This is a genomic window from Bacillus sp. 123MFChir2 (assembly GCF_000383235.1).
Taxonomy (GTDB): domain Bacteria; phylum Bacillota; class Bacilli; order Bacillales; family Bacillaceae_G; genus Bacillus_A.
In genome coordinates this window covers 1-20,601 of sequence record NZ_KB910955.1, presented here as the reverse complement: position 1 = coordinate 20,601, position 20,601 = coordinate 1, and the positions used below count along the sequence as shown (strand labels likewise).

15 protein-coding genes and 1 pseudogene are annotated in these 20,601 nt (G+C 30.0%); 13 read left to right on the top strand and 3 right to left on the bottom strand.

From position 1 onward, the window contains the following. Window positions 1-3: 3 nt before the first annotated feature. Together H280_RS0115700 and H280_RS0115695 are read left to right on the top strand one after the other, a co-directional pair. Window positions 4-1,059: an aminoglycoside phosphotransferase family protein gene (locus H280_RS0115700; protein ID WP_028411261.1), complete on the top strand. Its 1,056-nt coding sequence runs from the start codon at window positions 4-6 to the stop codon at window positions 1,057-1,059. Between the two features lie 39 nt (window positions 1,060-1,098). Beyond that, complete coding sequence (locus H280_RS0115695) at window positions 1,099-2,427, top strand: glycosyltransferase family 4 protein (protein ID WP_028411260.1); 1,329 nt, start codon at window positions 1,099-1,101, stop codon at window positions 2,425-2,427. Window positions 2,428-3,295: 868 nt separating this feature from the next. On the opposite strand, the pseudogene H280_RS23730 reads toward H280_RS0115695, so the two are convergent. Then, a pseudogene (locus H280_RS23730) lies at window positions 3,296-3,853 on the bottom strand (DUF3898 domain-containing protein); the annotation flags it as partial. 67 nt (window positions 3,854-3,920) lie between these two features. Further along, window positions 3,921-5,051 carry a site-specific integrase gene (locus H280_RS0115680; protein WP_020062091.1) on the bottom strand — a complete coding sequence of 377 codons (1,131 nt, stop codon included), beginning with the start codon at window positions 5,049-5,051 and terminating at the stop codon, window positions 3,921-3,923. A 523-nt stretch (window positions 5,052-5,574) separates the two neighbouring features. Between H280_RS0115680 and H280_RS0115675 the strand changes: the two genes are divergently transcribed. The 9 genes from H280_RS0115675 to H280_RS0115630 all read left to right on the top strand — a co-directional run bounded on the left by H280_RS0115675 (window position 5,575) and on the right by H280_RS0115630 (window position 16,446). Beyond that, a complete protein-coding gene (locus H280_RS0115675) occupies window positions 5,575-6,960 on the top strand; it encodes a hypothetical protein (RefSeq protein WP_020062090.1) in 1,386 nt (461 codons plus the stop codon). Window positions 6,961-7,277: 317 nt separating this feature from the next. Continuing rightward, the gene (locus tag H280_RS24455) at window positions 7,278-7,937 is read left to right on the top strand and encodes a helix-turn-helix domain-containing protein (protein WP_020062089.1); all 660 of its coding nucleotides are present in this window, start codon (window positions 7,278-7,280) and stop codon (window positions 7,935-7,937) included. 278 nt (window positions 7,938-8,215) lie between these two features. Next, complete coding sequence (locus H280_RS23720) at window positions 8,216-9,352, top strand: hypothetical protein (RefSeq protein ID WP_020062087.1); 1,137 nt, start codon at window positions 8,216-8,218, stop codon at window positions 9,350-9,352. Window positions 9,353-9,906: 554 nt separating this feature from the next. After that, complete coding sequence (locus tag H280_RS26170) at window positions 9,907-10,584, top strand: hypothetical protein (RefSeq protein WP_020062086.1); 678 nt, start codon at window positions 9,907-9,909, stop codon at window positions 10,582-10,584. 16 nt (window positions 10,585-10,600) lie between these two features. After that, window positions 10,601-10,777 (top strand): hypothetical protein, encoded by a 177-nt coding sequence (locus tag H280_RS26540; RefSeq protein WP_020062085.1) that lies wholly within the window; start codon window positions 10,601-10,603, stop codon window positions 10,775-10,777. A gap of 16 nt (window positions 10,778-10,793) precedes the next feature. Next, window positions 10,794-11,150, top strand: a complete 357-nt coding sequence (locus tag H280_RS26535; RefSeq protein ID WP_020062084.1) for a hypothetical protein — start codon at window positions 10,794-10,796, stop codon at window positions 11,148-11,150. A gap of 714 nt (window positions 11,151-11,864) precedes the next feature. Further along, window positions 11,865-13,478, top strand: coding sequence for a hypothetical protein (locus H280_RS0115640; RefSeq protein ID WP_020062082.1), 1,614 nt, complete (start codon window positions 11,865-11,867; stop codon window positions 13,476-13,478). After that, complete coding sequence (locus H280_RS0115635; protein ID WP_020062081.1) at window positions 13,466-13,999, top strand: hypothetical protein; 534 nt, start codon at window positions 13,466-13,468, stop codon at window positions 13,997-13,999. The genes H280_RS0115640 and H280_RS0115635 overlap by 13 nt, the downstream gene beginning before the upstream one ends. After that, window positions 13,999-16,446, top strand: coding sequence for an AAA family ATPase (locus H280_RS0115630; RefSeq protein ID WP_020062080.1), 2,448 nt, complete (start codon window positions 13,999-14,001; stop codon window positions 16,444-16,446). Before H280_RS0115635 ends, H280_RS0115630 begins: the two co-directional genes overlap by 1 nt. 343 nt (window positions 16,447-16,789) lie before the next feature. Here H280_RS0115630 and H280_RS0115625 read toward each other — a convergent pair whose 3' ends face one another. Then, window positions 16,790-17,881, bottom strand: a complete 1,092-nt coding sequence (locus H280_RS0115625; RefSeq protein WP_020062079.1) for a DUF3900 domain-containing protein — start codon at window positions 17,879-17,881, stop codon at window positions 16,790-16,792. Window positions 17,882-18,297: 416 nt separating this feature from the next. Here H280_RS0115625 and H280_RS0115620 point away from each other — a divergent pair, with 416 nt between their 5' ends. Together H280_RS0115620 and H280_RS0115615 are read left to right on the top strand one after the other, a co-directional pair. Beyond that, on the top strand, window positions 18,298-19,206 hold the full coding sequence (locus tag H280_RS0115620) for a VanW family protein (protein WP_020062078.1): 909 nt from the start codon (window positions 18,298-18,300) through the stop codon (window positions 19,204-19,206). 542 nt (window positions 19,207-19,748) lie between these two features. Further along, window positions 19,749-20,222: a hypothetical protein gene (locus H280_RS0115615; RefSeq protein ID WP_020062077.1), complete on the top strand. Its 474-nt coding sequence runs from the start codon at window positions 19,749-19,751 to the stop codon at window positions 20,220-20,222. The last annotated feature ends 379 nt before the right edge of the window (window positions 20,223-20,601 follow it).

Below are 20,601 nucleotides of genomic sequence, written 5' to 3'. Positions count from 1 at the left end.
ATATTGTATGAGGCAAAAGGATTATCCGGTTACTTTGATAAGTTAAAAATTGCAGAAAAACTCTCTTATTCAATGAATAAGAGAGTTGTAATAAATTCTGATAAAATAGAGTGTTTAAAATCAACAAGAAGAAGTAGCATTTATAAATTATTTATTCAAACAAAAACTGATTCCTATCCTATCATTTTAAAAATATATAATTCAGCAGATTACAAAAACGAAATAGAGATTAATATATATGATAGAGTTTATCCTATGTTGAAAGAATTTCTTCCTGAAATATATCATATTGAACAAAATGGAAATGAGACTTGGATATTTATGGAGTTTGTACGTCAAATACGAGGTCAGATTACCTTTTTGCCGAAACATTTTGATTACATTATTCCCACTCTTGCTAAACTTCACGCACACACATTTGAAGACAATTATAAAAAACATAAATATGCTTGGAAAACTTGGCTCCCTATTTATGAATCGAGCCGCATGAGGAATGATCGAACGAAACAAATTGAAAAGACGATTGATTTTCTCGATGATGGAATGAAAGACGATCGTTTAAAGGCAATGATTAAGCCTCATTACAAATCGCTAGTAAAACTATATAACAAAGGGCCGGATTTTTTTCCGGAACTATTTGAAAATGGTTCATCAATAACGCATGGCGATCTTCATTTGCAAAATATTTGCAGTAATAATGTAACACTACATGCACCGTGGCATATCCAGTTTATCGATTGGGAGTCAACTAAATATGCACCCATTTGGTTTGATATGGTTGTTCTAGTTGAAATTTTATTAGGCTTCAGAAAAGATTGGCAAAGCAGTGCAGAAGAAATTCGTACACATTGTGTGGAAGTCTATGCAAGAGAAATGCAAAAGAAGGGCATAAACTTTAAAACAAATCCAATGGACCTTTATAAAATGGCGTATTTGCAAAGAACATTAGAAAAGGGACTGCATACTCAGCTGCGAAGAATATTTGATAATCGCGGCGGTGAATTATTACCATATCATCTTGAAAAAATATCTACCTGGGGGAGTGAATTAGGTTTATAACATATATACAATTTTCATAATCAGCTGAGTGAGGAGGAGATACTTCTGAATACAGCGAAGGAAAGACGAAATGAATGGAATGATCCTTTCCATACGAGCCTACTAAAAATCATGGATGAATACTATCAAATAGAGAATAAAAAGGATCATATAAACGAACCGTTTCAGACGTTTGGAATTAAAAAAGATAACACATTAAGTAAAATAAAAAAAATGAAAATTCTTTATGTAACATTTTTGAAATATCCTAATACAGGTGGATTATCAAACTATATTACTTCTTTAAAAACTGGCTTTGAAAAGTATGGTCATGACGTAGAAGTCATCTCTCCTACTCAAATGACAGCAGTTCATTTAGAGACAGATATTCCGAAAGCTGCAGAATATGCAAGGGATTTTATGTTACAACGATATGGGATAGTGAATGAGAAAATTATCAAAAACACAAGTTTTTTGAATGTTTTTAAGTCTTTCTTAAGAGAAAAAAGCTTAGAGCAATATGATGTCTTTCATGCACAAGATTTATTCGCGGCCTTTTTATTAGGACAACTAAACCTAGAATATAAGAAACCACTTTTTTTTACACCGCATGGGCATTTCACAAAGAGCCGATTAAAATTTGATAAAATAGAAAAAGGATCGATTGAAGAAGCGTATTTCAGTGAAATTGAAAAACAGGGAATAAGAGCAGCGGATCAAATCATAACAATCAGTAATTCTTTTCATTCTCCTTTAAAAGAATACGGAGCAAAGGAAGAGCAATTAATTACTATTCATACAGGTATAGATTTTCCGCAAGATTCAAAATCTAAAACGAAGTATAATAACAAACTTGTCATTTCCTGTGTTTCTCGCCTCTCGCCTAGAAAAGGTCATGAGATTCTTCTAAAAGCACTCTCACAAATGCAACAAGATCTATCGAATGTAGAGGTATGGATTGTTGGGGATGGTGTCATGCGAGAAAGGCTAGAAAATCAAGTAATAGAACTCGGCCTTGACAATGTTAAATTTTTTGGCAGAAGAACAGATATACCAGAAATTCTTTCTGTTTCTACAATTTATGTATTACCTACTATTAACGATAACTTTCCAATTTCAGTTATTGAAGCTATGTTTACTCGTCAAGCTATTATTACAACAAATTGCGGTGGCATACCGGAAATGATTCAAAACGGAAAAACAGGGATCATTTGTGAACCCGGAAATGTGCAACAACTTTCCGATGCAATTAAATTGCTGTTAACAAATGAGAGTCTTCGCGAGCGATTGGGAAGAGAGGCACAGGCCTATTCACGGCGACATTTAACTCAGGATGTAATGGTTTCAAAGATTGAAAGACTATATTACTCTTTTATGAACAAAATATAGATGCAAATTGAAAAACTAACATAAAAACCCTTTTCTTTTTCGGTGGGCAAGAGCAACTGGCCATGCATAGAATCGGTCAGGGTCTATTTCTGCCACATGCGCAGCGAAAACCAAAAAGAGCAAACAAGTGCAGGTTCCTTTTTTCATACAATCTATATGTAAAAAAATAAATTGGATTTATATATAGATTGCATGCAAATATTTAAGTTGAAAAACGACATAATGTCTTTTTGGTTTTTAGAGGGGAACAAGAGCATCTGGTCACATATAGAAACGACCAAAGCATATTCCTATTACATGTAAAGGTTAAAAGAAAAGGGAAAAAGTATTTCACTCATGAAACTGCAGAGGAATTTATTGTTCGGGGCAGAGTACCAAGAGGATAAGTATTGATTATTAAAACAAGGAGGAATAAACCTACAATACATCATTGGAAGGAAGATGTTAAGAAAACTAAATGTTGTAATAGATAAATTTGCGTTAGCTGGACGAGATGATGAAGCTGGTCTATGTCAAGGTATGTATAACTTGTTAAAGTAATTATTAACTCAAGCTGAAGATCTTGAGTTAAAATATTAGGATGCACAAAGAACTGTGACAAAGAAATATGTTTTTGAGGTTGAGGAAATCCTATTCAAATTCGATAAACGGGGATACCATTTCTTCATGATATAGACATCAATTATTACAAGAGAATGCTTATAAATAAAAAGTACTCTCTTTTTGCAGTAATTTAATTAAAAGAACGCTTTTCACAAGTTAAGGAACAGAATTATTTTTACATTAAATTGGTCACAAAATTGTTCAGAAACCTTATAATAAAAGCTGTTTTGTGGTCACAACAATGATCACAGAACAGCTCGCAATTTTATTCACCTTCTCTTATACCATACCCGTATTGCTGCTTCTTCTCAATTCGCTCAATTACATCCTGCAGCTCATCCGGCTTCAAAAACTCAATAGGGGAGAAACCTTTTTCAAACGTAAGCGAATCCGCCTCAATCATCAGTACATATTTATCATTAACTTTCGCAATATGAATCTGGTCTCCAAAATCCGCAAGTAAGGCTTTCACAGAAATATGGTCTGCCTTTAGCTTTAATTCGATTTCAGGGGTATGCTCCACAATTTGTGCAGTAGCTTCCATAACCTCTTCCGTTGTGAAATGCTCCATAATTTCACGCTTTGGACTTGCTGCCCATACTTCCATTGCTTGGTCAAATTGCTCTCGTTCTTCTGTACCTTCTTCAAAGACGTCTTCAATTTGGTCGTATACCATATCCATAACTTGTGTTTTCATAATTTCGGGCATAGAACGCTCGTATTCGACGAATTTTAAGAAGTCTTCGAAGTAGCGGGCGTGTGATGCTTGGTGGATTTTTAGTTCGCCAGGCTCCACGATGCCTTCTTCTGGCATGTACGGGTGAAAAGCGTTTGAGTCTTAGTGCTATAAGGGTTTCATGTAGTATGATTTTAAGCGGTCACTAGTTTGGTCACATCTCAATGACTTTATCCAATTCATCGGACACAGTTTTCTGCATGTTAGGTAGTACATGGCTATAAGTGTCTAGTGTTGTACCAATTTCAGCATGCCCTAGACGTTCAGAGATTAATTTTACGTTGACGTTTTGTTGAATCAAAATTGTCGCATGTGTATGTCTTAGGTCATGGAAACGTATTTTAGGCAAACCTATTTTTTCAGTCAAGTTATAGAACTCTTTACGGAAATTTCTTGGTATGATGGGTTTTCCGCTTCGTGTGCAAATAATTAAATCAAAATTGTTATAGTTTTGTCCTAATAGTAGTTTTTCTTCTAACACTAGTTTTCTATGTGCTTTTAACTCAGAAACTAGTTTATTAGAAATATGAATAGAGCGAATGCTGCTATTATTTTTTGCACCAGCTTTTAGTTCTGCTTCTTGTGTTAAAGTTTGCCTAATATAAATGGTTTGGTTATCCATATCAACATCTTTCCAACGTAAGCCTAAAATTTCACCTTGTCTCATTCCTGTAAAGAGAGCTATCAAAAAGCCAATATAGCAACGAGTTAAACGATTTATTGATTTGGTTGCACTGATAAAATGATTTACTTGTTCTAGTGACCAAATATTCATTTCTTTTCGTTTGATTTTGGGAAGAGTGATTCCGCTTGCTGGATTATCTTTGATAATCTTCATGACCTTAGCTTTTTTGAGCGATGCACTTACAATCCGATAAATTAGATGTACAGTATGTTCTGAATACTTCGCTTCACTGACTAGCTTATTGACAAACTTTTGAATATGAAGAGGAGTTATCTGTTGGATTTTAAAATGACCAAGCATGGGTTTTATGACGTTCTGATAATAAATGAAGTGAATATCAAACGTTGTTTTTTGAAGATGATTTCTTCGTTCTTCAAACCATTCTCCCATGTATTTCTCATATGTCATAGCGGTTACATCGACAAACACATTTTCCAAAATCTCTGCTTTTAATTTTGTCATTTCATCCATTGCATGGCGTTTCAATTCAAAGCCTCTTCTTCTAATCTGTTTGCGTTTACCAGTCATAGGGTCTATTCCAGCGTTAAAGATAAAATCCCATTTTCCTGTTTGTTTATTTTTAGTTATACTACCTTTCACAGTATGAACAACCTCCTTAGAAAGTTGCTCTTTAAGCTGTGAAGATTTCCTAATTCTATTTTAACATGATATCTAGAGTAAGATTAGAGTTGGTGAGAGAAAATCATTGAGATATAGGGAAATTGATTAGTAATATTTTAGACTGAAAGAATTTATTAGGAAATGGAATTAGTTTAATTAATATTTTGTGCTAGAAGTGGAATGTATTTTGAAATTTGATAAAATAGTAAAGCAAGAAAGTTTTAGGTGCATACACGAGGATTTAATATGTATGTTAAGTCTGTACATTATTATGTATGGGCTTTTTGCTTTGTTAGAGAAGTAGGTGTTGGTAGTGTAGCTCGTATAATCAGAATGAATAAAATGTAATTAAATTGAATTTTAGAAAAGTGTAGTATTTAAATTATGTTAAAATAGTAATTGTAAAATTGATATGTTACATAGAAGATTTGTTTTAGTGAAATATAGTTGTTATGAATTGGGTAAATAAAGAGTGATAACTTATAGAAGGTGGTTAAAGAAAATGAGTGATAATTTAGAGAGAGTAGTCTTTTCTAGAAATGAATATGATATTGAATTAAAAATGGATATTGAATTTAAATTTGAAAATACATATGTATTTTCAAAAGAAAAAAAACTTATTATGGAAAGTATTAGAGTAATCCCCTCGATAGATGGACCACATGAAATTAATAGGTATATAAGACCTCAAATTTTAATCATTCAAGGGATTCTTTCTTATTTTTCAGGAATACCATTCACTATATATGAACATCGAGCAGGAGAAGTAAACGTAGTGAATACTGAAAATGAGGTCAATAAGGAATTGAAGAAGCAAAAACTCATTATTGAAGGTGTTGACTATTCTGACGACTTGCATGTTTTATTAGATAAGCTATCTGAACCTAAATCTAAATCATTAGTAATTACTTTGTTGGATAGGTGGAGAAAAGCACGATATATGGAAATGGAAAGTGAAGTTGATATATATCATGATGAGGTGATTTTAACATATTTTCATATCTTAGAGTTATTAGTAGAGGGCTATTATGAAAACTTAAAAAAAGAAGCAGATAAGCAAATTAAAAATTTTGTAGGAGAATTTACCTCTAAGATATTAAATCAACGAGGGAATAGTTTAAATAATACTGTAAATTCTAAATTCAAGTTATTAAAAAGCTTACTTGTTAGTGAAGAAATGTCCATTGCTAGTAAAATAAATTATTTTTTAAAGAGTTATAATATGCTAGATGACCAAACTTATTTTTTAGTTAATAAATTAGTGAAAATACGAAATGCAGTCGCTCATGGAAGAATTACATACAAGGATAAGGTGATTTGGATGTTACCTCCCTTTTTTAATTTGACGAATAATTCAGATTCAATCATATCAATAATATCGGTATTTACTGCTAGAGCAATTGGATTACATCTAGGTCTAAAAGCGTGGGAAAATGATTGGGAGCATGTTTATATACATTTAAGTCCTCCTGATGAAGTATTGTCTTCCTTTATGAAAGATGAAAATCAGCATATCAATGTATCGGCTCTAGACTTAATTCAAGGGACTAATAAAAAAATTAAAGTTTCTTATATAGTAGATTTCTATATAGAGAACAATAAAAAATATCAATATTCTGTTTTAGAAGTAATACTATCTAAGGTATTGAAAGAAATTAGTATAGATGAAGAAAATTGTTTTGAACTATTTCTCGCATCGGTATTAATGGGGGATTCCGAAGATGAAGAGTTATCAAATATTTCAAGAGCGAATGTTGAGGCTGTGCATCAAAATGATTGGTATGGTTACTCGAATATAAAAGATATATATAGGTATTTTGAATATCATGGTATACATGTTCAATGGTTTGAGGAATGGCTTCAAAGCGATGGACATATTAGAAAATAGATAAAAAGGCCGTGATTATTTTTTATTAGAAGATTTGCTTTCTAATGAACTTATGTTTAATTGGAGTCATAATGTATTTTTATAAACTAATAAGGAGTGCTTCTTCCTCCTTATTAGTTTATTTTATGAATAAATAGAATTAGTGGAATGGAAACAGAATTGTGTAAATCAGTTTGAAATGTCAAATCAGCAATTATGTTCTATGTAATATGTTTATTTGACATACCGTGTATGTCATGATATATTATACGAAAGACATACTAGGTATGTCGTTGTTTTTATTTTAATCAATTACTATAAAAAAAGGGAGCTAGAAGATGATTGGATTAGAGTATATTGCGAAAGAATTTCATCTGGAATACAAGGAAATTGCGGAGAGTATAGGTATTTCAAAACAAACAATTCAAGATTGGTTGAAACAAAGAAGAAAGATTCCTAAAAAACGTTTAGAGCAATTATCCAGTATTTTTAACTTACCTGAAAGCTATTTTCAGAAGGAACTTGACCATATAGAAAAAGCAGAGATAACAATGACATATTTGAAAAGTGTTTCTGAAGACATAAAAATACCTGAGTACAATGAAGAAGGAGAAATCATTGGCTATTACTTAAAGGGAACATATGAAGAAGAAATAAGGTTTTTGAGCGATGATATTGAGGGAGAGAAAAAGCGGAATCGTATAAGAAAAGGTATGGAGAGTCTTATACAGGAAGAAACATTAAATTTTAGTGATTCTATTTATAAAGAGAAAGTTGGAGAACCCTTACGTATAGATTCGTCTAATATAACAACCCTTAACAAAATTATTAATATCATAGAGGATACCGAGTTAGCACCAAATTTTAAAGTAATTGTACATTTATTAAATATTAATAGTGAATTAGGCGGAAATATTTTAGCGAGCATCTCACCCGAGTATAGAAGCTTTGCAAAAGATATTTTAGAGGTATTAAAAAAATATAAGATTAAAGAATAATCGGGTTTCGTTAAAAAAGGAAGAAACAGTATGAAAATACACAAACAGATAATTAATAGTTTAGGCGTTGAAGGGGGTGTGGGGGAAACTGACGCCAATTGCAAAATTTGGAGCGTTAGCGGAAAACTTTGCAACTTTGACAGTTTCCCCCACAAGATTTACGAATAGATAAGAGGATGAAAAAAAACTGTGCAAGATTAATTTTAAAATATAAATTTTTATATTTTAAAATTAATCTTGCACAGAAATGAAATTCAAAATTGAGAGGAAAGATGTAAATGCAAATAAAATTCACATTAGCTGATGCAGTTGGAAAGTTTGGAAATGAAAAACAAAAAAAATCTTTAATTAAGAACAATGGAAATCTAAACAAAAGAACTTTTGAAAGCCTTATCAAAACAATTCAACAACATTATGAAACAGTTAAAGTTGAAGGTAAAGGTAAGAAGAGAATAATTGTTTGTAGAGGAGAATATGATTTTAAAATGGATAGGGAGGACAACAGAAGAGATAATGGAGCAATAGTGCCATATGAACTTGAAATCAATAGTTTGGTATTAAATTATGTTTTACAAAACTGCAAAAACAACTTTGTATCAATGTCATTGAATCAATGGTTACTAAGGTTTGGCTTAGTTGATTGGAAAATTATTAATGCTTCTTATAACGAAAAATTAATGAAACAGCATTTAGAACTATTAAAGGAAAAATACGGTAACAAATTTTCTGATAATGATATTGTAATGTTAGAACATTTCATTACAACTGAATTAAATAGGCTAAAAAGGAATTTAGCGTCTGTATTTCATAAGTTGGCAAAGCATAATATCATCGTACATACTGTAGAAATGTATTGTTGTCAATTGAACACTGAACATAGAGCATTATCTAAACAAGAATTGACTGAAATTGCTAATATCAAAAGAGACTTGTGTAAAAAGCATAATATTATATTAAAAGACTTGAGATTTAAGTCGAAAAATCCTTCTGTAAAAGCGTTTAAGAATGATTTTAAAGAATCTTTAACAGAAATGGGCTTCAAATACATTTATGAATCACATGGATGTGTAGTGCAAGTATCAGATAAGATTCTCAATGAATACTTTGACAAACTAATTGAAAAAGATGAGTTAGTTATCAGCTATGGATTAAGCGAGGACAATATTCATTCTATGATGAAAGATTTTAAAGATTCTTTTACAGAGCATTGTCTTAATTCGGCAGAGCGACGACAAGAAAGGGAAAATAATAGGTCAGATGATAGACATATTAAATATTTGAAAGTGTTTAAAGAATATTTTCCAATGTGGGAGATGTTATTGATATTTTACGGATTAACTAGTTATTTTGAACCTAAACATATTGATATTGACTATATAGAAAACAACACTTCAACTGATATAAAGCTTATTTAAGTTGAAGTGTTGTTGTGGTAACTTAATACGGCAAGTAGCATCTATGTAGATAAAACTTAAGAATTGATTTTGAAAATTATGGGACTTATGATTAGCCTTAGGTGAAAAAACATAAGGCTAATTAAGCATTTCACGAACATAAATAAATTAAAACTTCCTTGAAAAAACATTTCTTCTTGATGGTGGTTTAGTGTGGAATTGTGAATAAATTAGAGAGAAAATAGGTAAATAGAAGAAGATTTATATATATTACACTCCCGCAATCATGTTGAATACTTGATACGTGTGATTTGAATGAAAAAACTGTTAATTGAGATGTTTTATACGTGTGCAATCATGAAGTGGGCGGTGGGGTATGTTATGAATAAAAGAAGAATTTTATCAAATGAATTTTGAGAATTTATATATAACTTTTGCGTAATCATATTACATGTTTTTTATTACAAATGAATAAATGGAAAAAACCGTTAATAGACAAAGGTATTACGCATAATTAAATATTAGAAAATTCAAATTATACCCTGTATGGATTATAATTATAAGGGGGAATTTAGATGGCAAAAATAGAAACTGATAGTACAGCTCGACCTAAAAAAATCAGAATAGAATTTGTAATTTTCATTATCTTAACCATAATACTTATTGTAATCGCTTTATTAATTGGGAAGAAAATTGGTTTTAACAATGCAAAAATAGATTTAAGTGATAAAAAAGTCACAGTTGAACAAATAGAAAAAGAAATAGATAAAAGGCAAGAAGAAATCAAAGAGAAAAAAGAAGAGCTAAAACAAAAAAAGGAAGAATTAGAGAGTGTAAGAAGTGAGTATCAAGAAGTAAAGTCACTTGTGAATAAGAAAGATGAAATTTCGAATAATATTGAAGGCTTACAAGCAACTACGGAACAAAAAAAGCAAGAAAGTTCGTCATTAGATACTCAAATTAATGATAAGAAAAGAGAATTAGAAATGTTAACAAAAGGTGTAATAGAGAAAAAACAAGAGCCAAGAATTATGGTTGCAGGAACTTTTACTATAGGAAAGGATATCCCTGCTGGACGTTATAAAATTGAACCTAATAAGGGTTCGGGTAACTATTTTGTTAATGGGGGAAGTAAAACAAATATCATTTTAGGAAATGGTTATGATAACTTTTTACCAGAGTATGTAATAACATTAAACGCAGGTGACCAGATTGAAACTAATGTAGCGGTGAAATATACGGCTGTAGAATAAATGGGGAGTTATATTATTGATAGTAGTATTAATGAATGGCTGTTCTGCTAAAACTGATGAGAAAGCTAAAGATGAAGAACGCAAAAATGAGCAGGTAGAAGAGGTTAAGACTGAGGAAACTGTTAAAGAACAAGGAAATAATGTAAAAAAATCATCGCAGTTATCAAATACAGATGAAAGATTAGTTAATTAGTTAATTAGTTAATTAGTTGAAAATTTGCTCGCCATTATTTAAAGAAGTAAAAGAGAAAGTTATACAATCTAGCAGTCAGGATAATCAAACAGTAGACTTTAAAAAAATTGGAGAAGCAATTGCAAAGAGTGAAGATATTTACAAATGCGTTGAGAATAATATGAATGATTTATCAGGAATTATAAAATATAAAAAAAATCTAGATGCCCTTGCTTCAAGTATGCAAGAATTAATAGAACTTAAAAATACAATGAAGCTTTTTCTGCAAATTAAGTATGCTAATGATTATATAGAGGGCTTATCTCATGCTACTAAAATGCTGGAGAAATTAGATGAAATTGCTACTACATATCAAGAAGAACAGAAACAATAGGAATAATGATTGATTATGGTAAGAAGTTGAATATATATGGTTTAGTATGTAGAACAGGAGCAGATATCCTGTTCTTTTCTGTGAATTAGTTTTCATTTATAAGAGGAAAAGGTGAAGTGTATATTGGATTATAAATATATATTGGTTAATAATTCGAGATTGGATTTTTGTCTAGAGTATTAAACTAGGTGTTTTTGTTGGCTGTAAAAGTGGGTGTGTTGCTTTATAAACATTTGTAAAATGAAGTGTACTTTTGGGTTAGAAGGCTGTCAGGGGTACTTATCACCTTTTTGAATGTTTTATATAGTAAATAGTGTATAAGCACAACCACTCCCGCACTCTGGGGGATTTTCCAGAGGGGATAAGATACTTTTTATATGTTAGGTTTATTGATGTGGAATTTTTTTACAACACTTATGATGAAATGTGTATCACTTGCATTAATCATTATTGTAAGAATTTATAGAGAATAGGTATAAAAATACAGTTGTGATTAGAAAGCTTTGAGAGGAAAGTGATGAATCCAAATAATTTTACAAAATAGGATTTTAGGAGCACCAAAAGAACTTTGTTAGTATGAATTAGCAGAAAAATTTCCGGTGTGTATTAGTAAAATTCGGATATTATAGTTTCTATCTAAAGTTATTTTCTATCTAGAATATGGTACAATATTCCTATCGAATAAGAAGGGCATAGGGATTTTAGGAGGAAGAGATGGTTAAGAAGGTTATAGATGTAGGTTTGGAAGAGTTAATTAAAAAGATGGATATTGAGGAAAGAAAAGCTGATAGTTCAATAAAAGGTTATTTCTTTCAAATTCATTTAACATTAAATCGTGTTTTAAGTTCAGATATAGATACAACTAAGTATTATATAGAAAAAGTTGAGGACATTTTAGAACGAGAAGACTTAGTAAATGAAAATGGAAAAATTAACATAGTCCAAGTTAAACATCATGAAACTAAAACTACAGATTCTAAATATACTGAACCTTTACTGTATTTTTATAAAAATTTTTTAATTGCTAAAACTGGTGGTAGTTCAGATGTATTTAGATTTATATTAATTAAATATGATTATTCAGGAGAGAAAGATGTAGAAGAAATTCTTAAATCTGCATTGAAATCTAAAGCAAAGAAAAATATTGAATTGCAAGGAGAAATTCGGAAGTTAATAAATGGAATTGGGAGTGAAGACAAGGATTTAGAAAAAGAATTTATTAATAACTGCAAAATAATAACATCATTAGATTTAAAATCTACTATGGATAAAAATATTTCCATTATTCGTGATGTTTTTAAGGAAGATAAAGAAAAAGTAGATTTAGCTGAAGACTTCTATTCCTGGGCATGGACATATGTTGTTAATAATTTTTCCAATCATGGTTTTTATTTAACAAAGAAAGAACTAATATATTTGTTTAATAGCAAGGTTAATGAAATTCGGAATTTTCTTGTTGACCATAGATGGAATGCTATGGAAACCTTAGTGAACAATTTAGGAGCAAACTTTGAATCCATGGGGGCTGATATTAATACAATTAAAGAAGATATTAGTGATTTAAAAAAGGAAAATGAAGTAGCAGAAAATAATGATATCAAAGTAACTATGAGTAAATTAATTGAAGCACTAGAAGAAGAGATTAATCATGATGAATATTATGAAGAAATTGAGGGTATTCAATATCTTGATGAAGAACTTTTGAAAATATTGAATGAAATAAAGAGTTTCATCTTAAATCAATTAGAAGAAAGTGATGAGAAAAAATATTATTTTTTAATTAGTTTAATCCCAGAGTCAATAAGTAAAGAAGATTTTTTAAGCAATAAAGTCAAATATTTTTACAAACATACACATAACATTGATACTTTTTTAAGAAGACTAGTAAAAATATATTTTTATAAAAAACATATTGAAAAAACAGTAAACGATATTAGTGAGTTATTAGGGTTTATTGGGAATGGATACTGGATGATAAAAGCTAAAGAAGATAGTAAAGAATATTATGTAAATTTACTGGGGGGATATGATAAAAGTAGTAGAATTTGGGGCCTAAATACGCTAATGAAAAAATATATATATTGTTATGATAACAATTATCCTGATTTAATCCTTTTTAAAGGAAATAAAAAAGGAGAAATTTCAAAGATAGATATTAGTAAAGGTCAGTCAGATAATATAGGAGTTATAAAAAAAAGAATTGACAGAAAAAAAAGGGAATTACATATAAAATGTATTAATTGCTTAAAAGATGATGATTATAATGATTACTCCGACTGTGCAAATATTTTTAAATTTGGATGTGAGATAGAACGATGGAAAAGTTAGAAGAAATTTACCAAGTATTTTATGAACACTCATTTGAAAAAAGTGAAGTCCTAAGTAGTAATACCTTTAATGCTATTTTTACAAACGGATATGAAATATATTTTATAAAATATATAGAAGAATTAAAAAGTGCTGAGGAAATTTGGGGATATGAGAATGAAATTTTTGATTATCAAAATGAAATAGCAATGAATAGTACGGATTTAGCTTACAATTTGAATTTTGTTATTGTATCAAAAAATATAGATTTAAAAACTAGAAGAATATTAGAACAAGACAAATATACATCTAAAAAAATTATTATACATATTGATAGTTGTAAGGAAGATATGGAACTTTTTCCGTTTAATAAGAAAAAATTCACACAATCTAATTCAAATGATGATTTAGATAATTTAGTCTTAGAAAAATTGGGAAAGATAGTTGAAGCTGAGCCAATAATTAAGCTACTAAATAAAGAAAAAATTGTTGAAAAAGATATAAATAATATACTTACTTTAGTGAGAGGTGACAAAGTCTAATGGATGGAAAAGGTTTTAGAATTTTAAATGTAGAAGTAGAGAATTTTAGAGGTTATGAGGGGAAACTAGTCTATGATTTTCCAAAAGACAGTAAAGTTTTCTTGTTTTCAGGCCCAAATGGTTACGGGAAAACTACTTTTTTTGATTCAATAGAGTGGGTACTAACAGGGAAAATTAGTAGAATAAGTGAGAACATAGAAGTAAAAAAAGACAGGAGAAACCCAACAGAACAATCTGTAATTAATAATATGTCTAATAAAAATAAATCTAAATATGCAAATGTTACTATGAAATTTTTATTAGATAATATGGAATATGAAATTAAAAGGGAAAGTAACACTTATAATAAAGATTACCTTAAGGAGAATACAACGTTATCTCTAAAAATTAAGGAGGATTTTAAGGAAATAAGTGGAGAATGGATAGACTCTTTATTTAAAGAAAAACAGTTAAATTCATACAGACTAACCGAAAAATTTTCTAGTTATCATTTATGTTCTCATGAAAAAAACTTAAAGATTCTTCAGAAAAACAGGGAGAGCTTACATAGTATGCTTTCTGTACTATTTGGTGAGAATAAATTTTCATTATACAGAGATAATATTAAAAAATTATCAGATGGAGTTATTGTAAAAATTAAAGACAAGCAAGAAGAATATAAATTACTATATGATTCAGGTAAAGAAGTACTAAATAATAAAAATACAAGTTTTTTTAAACAGTATCTAGATAATTATAATTCGTGGTTATTACCTAACGAGTTAAAAATTACATATGATAATTTCTTAGAAATTGATTTATACGAAAAAAAGAATGTTTTAATGGAAATTCTAAATATTCTTAAATATAATGAGAAATACTTAAATTATAAGAGATATTTGAGCTATAAAAATAAAGAAAACGAGTACCAACTATTTTTAAGAGAAATCGAGAATAGTTACATAGAAACAAAAGAAATTATTGAAGATAAGAATTTTAGTTTTGATAAATTAGAATTAGAACGGAGAGAACTATTTTTCTTCAAAGAAAATATAGAGAAGTTAAAAAATGATATTCTATTAAGAACACATAAGAAAGAAGAAGGGTATATAAATTTATTACATGAATTTTTAATGAAACATGAGTATGATTTAAAAGAAACTAATTTTAATGATATATTGGAGTTCTATTATTTATCTGAAAAACTTTACGAACTTAGGACTATTGTTGATTCTGAAGAAAAAGAAAGGTTGCAGTTTGAAGAAAAAAATCTATATTTCATAAATTTTCTTTCATATGCTCAGAAACATATTGAATCTAATCATACATCTAATAATTGTCCTCTTTGTAATCAAGAAATACCATTAGAAACGCTTAAACAAATTATTGAACATAATCAAAATATTTTCACTAAGGCGGATAATAATCTAGCAAAATTAAAAGATGAGTATACGCATATCGAGAAAAAAACTGTTACTTTTATGGAAAAGTTTAAAAGGGAATTAGAATTAATATTAAATTTTATTGATAAAAAGCTAGAATTATATTCAAATACGCTTCAAAAAAGAATTAAGATACAACGACTTGAACATAACTTAAGTCGATATCAATTGTCTATTGATGAAATAAATGAGAAATTAATAAATAAATTAAAAGAAGAATACCATATTGAAATTGAAGAATCTTTAAAATTAGTTAATCAGAATGAGGTTATTACAGATAGTTTAGAGTATGTTAAGGATTACATTTCCAAATATGAAGAGAAGCTTAGTGAATATAAGGATATATTGCGAGAGGTAGATTTAGAAAAAATTCAACTTAAACTTGATAACCTAGAGAAAATTATTGATAATAATAATTATTTATTATTTAAGAAGAAAATAGATAAGATTAGTAATGAGTTAGATGAGTTAAGGCGAAAACAAAAACTAATAACAAAAATTAAAAATAATATTAATCTTGCTGTTAATAAGACAGAAAAGAAATATAAAAACGAATTAGAAGAGCCGATTAACTACGTTTATAGGAAAATAAATAGACATAGTAACTTTTCTGCAATAAATATATCTTTACCAAGTGGTACAACTAATAAAAAAGTTGATACTACGGTTGGTAATGAGGGGAATACAGTAAACTTGTCCAATGTTTTAAGTTCGGGGCAAATAACGACTGTAGCCTTGAGCTTTTTTCTAGGTATAGCTTTTAAAAAAAGGTTTTCAAAATTCAATGTTTATTTCTTTGATGACCCTATTCAACATATGGATGATTTAAATATTTTATCTTTTATTGATTTACTAAGAGTGCATTTAAGGGAAGAGGATTTTGCAAACCAGGTCTTTATTTCAACTTGTAATGAAGATATAGATAGTTTATTAGTGTCTAAAATGAAACATTTTAAAATAGGAATTACAAAATTCAATTTTAAAAATTATGGTGAGTTTGAAAAAGTTGCTTATCCAGTTTTATAGTCTATCGTTGTTTTAATAAAGATAATAATAATTTTTATAATGTCTATTAATTTTGGAGATAAATTATTTGAGGAAGTTTTTTGACAAACTTTAAGTTGTTGACGTAGACGGAATTTAATACGATTAAAAATTTATTATCTAAATAAAAGACAGTGAGAGCTGTAAAAGCTCACTGTCTTTTTAATTTGGAAAATAAATGGAAATCTTCACACGCAAGCTTCAAGAGCATATTTTGGTCACAAATACGGTCACTAAATTTAATAGAAATGCGGTAATCACAAAGTTTTTCGATAAATAAGAGTGGTCACATTTCAGGCCACTAAACCGTTCAAAAACACCTATTTTATTTATTTTCCCCCACATCATAGCCAAACTGCTGCTTCTTCTCAATTCGCTCAATTACATCCTGCAGCTCATCCGGCTTCAAAAACTCAATAGGGGAGAAACCTTTTTCAAACGTAAGCGAATCCGCCTCAATCATCAGTACATATTTATCATTAACTTTCGCAATATGAATCTGGTCTCCAAAATCCGCAAGTAAGGCTTTCACAGAAATATGGTCTGCCTTTAGCTTTAATTCGATTTCAGGGGTATGCTCCACAATTTGTGCAGTAGCTTCCATAACCTCTTCGGTTGTGAAATGCTCCATAATTTCACGCTTTGGACTTGCTGCCCATACTTCCATTGCTTGGTCAAATTGTTCACGTTCTTCTGTGCCTTCTTCAAAGACGTCTTCAATTTGGTCGTATACCATGTCCATAACTTGTGTTTTCATAATTTCGGGCATAGAACGCTCGTATTCAACGAATTTTAAGAAGTCTTCGAAGTAGCGAGCATGTGATGCTTGGTGGATTTTTAGTTCGCCTACTTCTACGATGCCTTCTTCTGGCATGTAGGGATATTGAATCGACTTCATGTTTTTCGTTGTGATTGCCATTTCAACATTTCGAATTAAAGTTGCTTCATCAGAAATAGAGGCAACTTTTGGTTCGAAGTCACATTTCATTACAAAGACGAATGGATCGTCGAAGTATTTGCGAAGCTTTGCTTGGACAACGAGAAATACACCGCCGCGTACAGCGCTTGTATCAATATATGTATAGACAAGCGGTTCGTTTGTATCTTTAAATGTTTCTTTCGTTTCTGCAAAGCGAATACGGTTAAAAAGGTTGTAGTTCGGGTTTGAATCAAATTCATGACCAATTTCAACAATGAAGCGACCAATTTTTGTAGGGACTTGTTCACTTTTTGGATGACGGTCTACTTTTCGCTTCGAAATTTTTAACAATTCTCCATCTAGAAAGTCTTTTAATGGACTGTCTTCATATTCTTCTGCATCTAACGTTTGAAAATGCTTATAACGTTTATCAGCTTGTTCACCTTGTCCGTCTACTTGTACGACGTAAAAGGAAAGAAAATTTATTTCAAAATCCATGATTATCACCTTGTTTCATATCGTTAACTCTTTTCAGTATAGAGATGGAGAAAACATTCGTCAATTTAATAGCAATGGTGTTTTCATTCGTGCGGATGGGGGACACTTATTTATCTTAAAAAGAGTCATTATGTATTACATTTTTAAGTAATATTGGTATAATAAAATACCGAATGTATAAAAATTGTCACAGTGTATTTTTTGGTATATACTGGGTGTGAGACGGTTGGATTTTTAGAGCAGATAAGAATGTTTTCAGGAAATATGTGTAGACTTTTATGAAAGAAAAGAGTAACTTAAGATATGGTATAAATACGAGGGTAATACATAAAATTTATTTTAAAAAGCAATGTAATTATACATACATAGAATTGTTGAAACTAGAAAAAAGATAGAAAATAGAAGGAGAGAGTAATTTGATACGTAGGGTTCGTATTTTAGTGTTAGGGACATTATGTTTAGGTGTAGTCAGTGGATGTAATGCAAAAGCTAGTGAGGTTACATTAGTAAGTGGCATTGGTGATCATACTGTAGAAGCAAAAGCGGAGGTTAATAAAAGTATTAGTTTAGTAGATGGTAGAACTGGAAAAGAAGTGAAAAAGATAGATTTGGCTAGTTTAGGTTATTTCGAAGATGAAAAAACATTTAAAAAAGAAGTGTCTAAGGTAGTTAGCGAAGTTGCAAAGAGTGTAGATACAAAGATGGTTCCTTCTCGTATGAAAAGTGACGGTACATGGGTAGAAGGAAAACCTTCTTATGAATTAATGGAAAAAGAGTTAGTTGATAAATTGATGAATACTGGAATGTGGGAGTCTTCTTATCAGTTGCCGATTGTAGAGAAAAAACCTGTAGCAACATCAGAGAATGGAAGTGGCAACGGAACAGTAATAGGAAGATATGAAACGAATTTGGGTGGTTCTACAGGTGGTAGAATTGAAAATATTCGTTTGTCTGCAAGTACTATCAATGGGGTTGTATTAGGCAAGGGAGATAGATTTTCCTTTAATTCTTTAATCGGAGATACTACACCTGATAAAGGTTATCAGTTAGGGAAAGAGATTGTAGATGGTAAACTAGTGGATGGATATGGCGGAGGGGTATGTCAAACTTCTTCTACATTGTTTAACGCTGCGGATCAAGTTGGATTAAAAATGGTAGAGAGATCAACACATTCCAAAGAAGTAGGCTATGTGCCTAAAGGCAGGGATGCAACGATTGCATATCCGTATTTAGATTTAGTATTTGAGAATGCAAATGATAACCCAGTGAAGCTTGTAATGTTCATAGATGGTCAGAAATTAGTTGCAGAGGTACGTGCTATATAGGTGTAGGTATTGAATTGTTTTTAGGAAAGTTCTAAAAGGATAAATATACAAAAAGGTGCTTTTTATGAAAGCACCTTTTTGTATTGACTTTTTAAATGTATTGTTACTTTATACGTTATAGTTCAATCCCATATCTTTTTACGATATTTCCATCTTCAGATGCAAATTGAAAACCTAACATAAAAAACTTTTTCTTTTTCGGTGGGCGAGAGCAACTGGCCATGTATAGAGGCGGCCTACCACGTGCAAAGTTTAAAACAAAGATAGACAGCAAGTAGCGGCCATGTTTTGTTCTGCATAGCAGCGACTTAGGTGTTAAAAAGTCAACTTGTATTTATATATATAGTTTGAATCAGGTACTCAACCTTTAGGGAGGTTTTCACCTTTCTCTGAGTCTATTAGAAATTGAATCATTCCATGTAATGGATCTAAAATATATTAACTAATAATCACATTCTCAAATTATTTTTCTGTATTCTTTTTGCAATATCAATTAATATATATAAAACGATGTTGATTCGACAAACTAGGAGTGAAACATAATGAACTATCAACAGATAGAAATGAAGACTGTAGAAGGGAAAAAACTAAATAGATTAAAATCGTATATAGCCGAAACAAAATCTGTGTTAAAGAATTCCTTACATATTAATCCACTTATAAAAAATAGTCAAAAGAACAGTGAGAGGGAAATAAGATATTATGCTATAAATTCTTGTCTAACAAAATTAAATCATTATATTGATTTGACTTTTGATATAACGGGATTATCCGAAGAAGAAATTAACAAAAATATTTTCTCTGGAGAGAAAGTGGCTTCTGTTTTAGAGTTCATTGACTTTTCAATCCATAACAACAAAATAAGTATGAAAATATTGAAAAATAACGAATTTTTTATTTTTTCTGATACTGAACATACGAATCTGTTTTTATTACAGGCTAAGCATGAGATGTTAGTGTATGCGGATATTAAAACGTGGATTATTAATTCACTTTCATATAAGGAATACATATAGACTATAGGGAAGTGAATGATTGATAAGGAATAAAGGGATTTTATTAGCAAGGTTCTAAGATAGGGTTTTTATTTCCTTTTTTAAGAAAATCTTTCGTTTGTTAGATTTATAAAAATTAAAAAGGTGAAATTTTATCTATATAGATGCAAATTGAAAAACTAACATAAAAACCCTTTTCTTTTTCGATGGGTGAGAGCAACTGGCCATACATAGAATTAAAATGTACCCTATAGAGTAGACACTAAAAAAAGTCTCTCTCTGTAGGGTACATTTTTGTATAATTAAGAAATACAAAACTTGAGAATATAACATGGAGACGGAGAACAAATGAGCAAAAAGATTTTTACAGAAAAAGAAATGCAGTTACTATCATCTAATA

What these genes read in the sequence shown, in the direction of transcription:
- H280_RS23720 (WP_020062087.1), top strand. Translation starts at nt 8,216, where the DNA reads ATGCAAATAAAATTCACATTAGCTGATGCAGTTGGAAAGTTTGGAAAT.
- H280_RS26170 (WP_020062086.1), top strand. Translation starts at nt 9,907, where the DNA reads ATGGCAAAAATAGAAACTGATAGTACAGCTCGACCTAAAAAAATCAGA.
- H280_RS24455 (WP_020062089.1), top strand. Translation starts at nt 7,278, where the DNA reads ATGATTGGATTAGAGTATATTGCGAAAGAATTTCATCTGGAATACAAG.
- H280_RS0115615 (WP_020062077.1), top strand. Translation starts at nt 19,749, where the DNA reads ATGAACTATCAACAGATAGAAATGAAGACTGTAGAAGGGAAAAAACTA.
- H280_RS0115625 (WP_020062079.1), bottom strand. Translation starts at nt 17,881, where the DNA reads ATGGATTTTGAAATAAATTTTCTTTCCTTTTACGTCGTACAAGTAGAC.
- H280_RS0115635 (WP_020062081.1), top strand. Translation starts at nt 13,466, where the DNA reads ATGGAAAAGTTAGAAGAAATTTACCAAGTATTTTATGAACACTCATTT.
- H280_RS0115640 (WP_020062082.1), top strand. Translation starts at nt 11,865, where the DNA reads ATGGTTAAGAAGGTTATAGATGTAGGTTTGGAAGAGTTAATTAAAAAG.
- H280_RS0115630 (WP_020062080.1), top strand. Translation starts at nt 13,999, where the DNA reads ATGGATGGAAAAGGTTTTAGAATTTTAAATGTAGAAGTAGAGAATTTT.
- H280_RS0115675 (WP_020062090.1), top strand. Translation starts at nt 5,575, where the DNA reads ATGAGTGATAATTTAGAGAGAGTAGTCTTTTCTAGAAATGAATATGAT.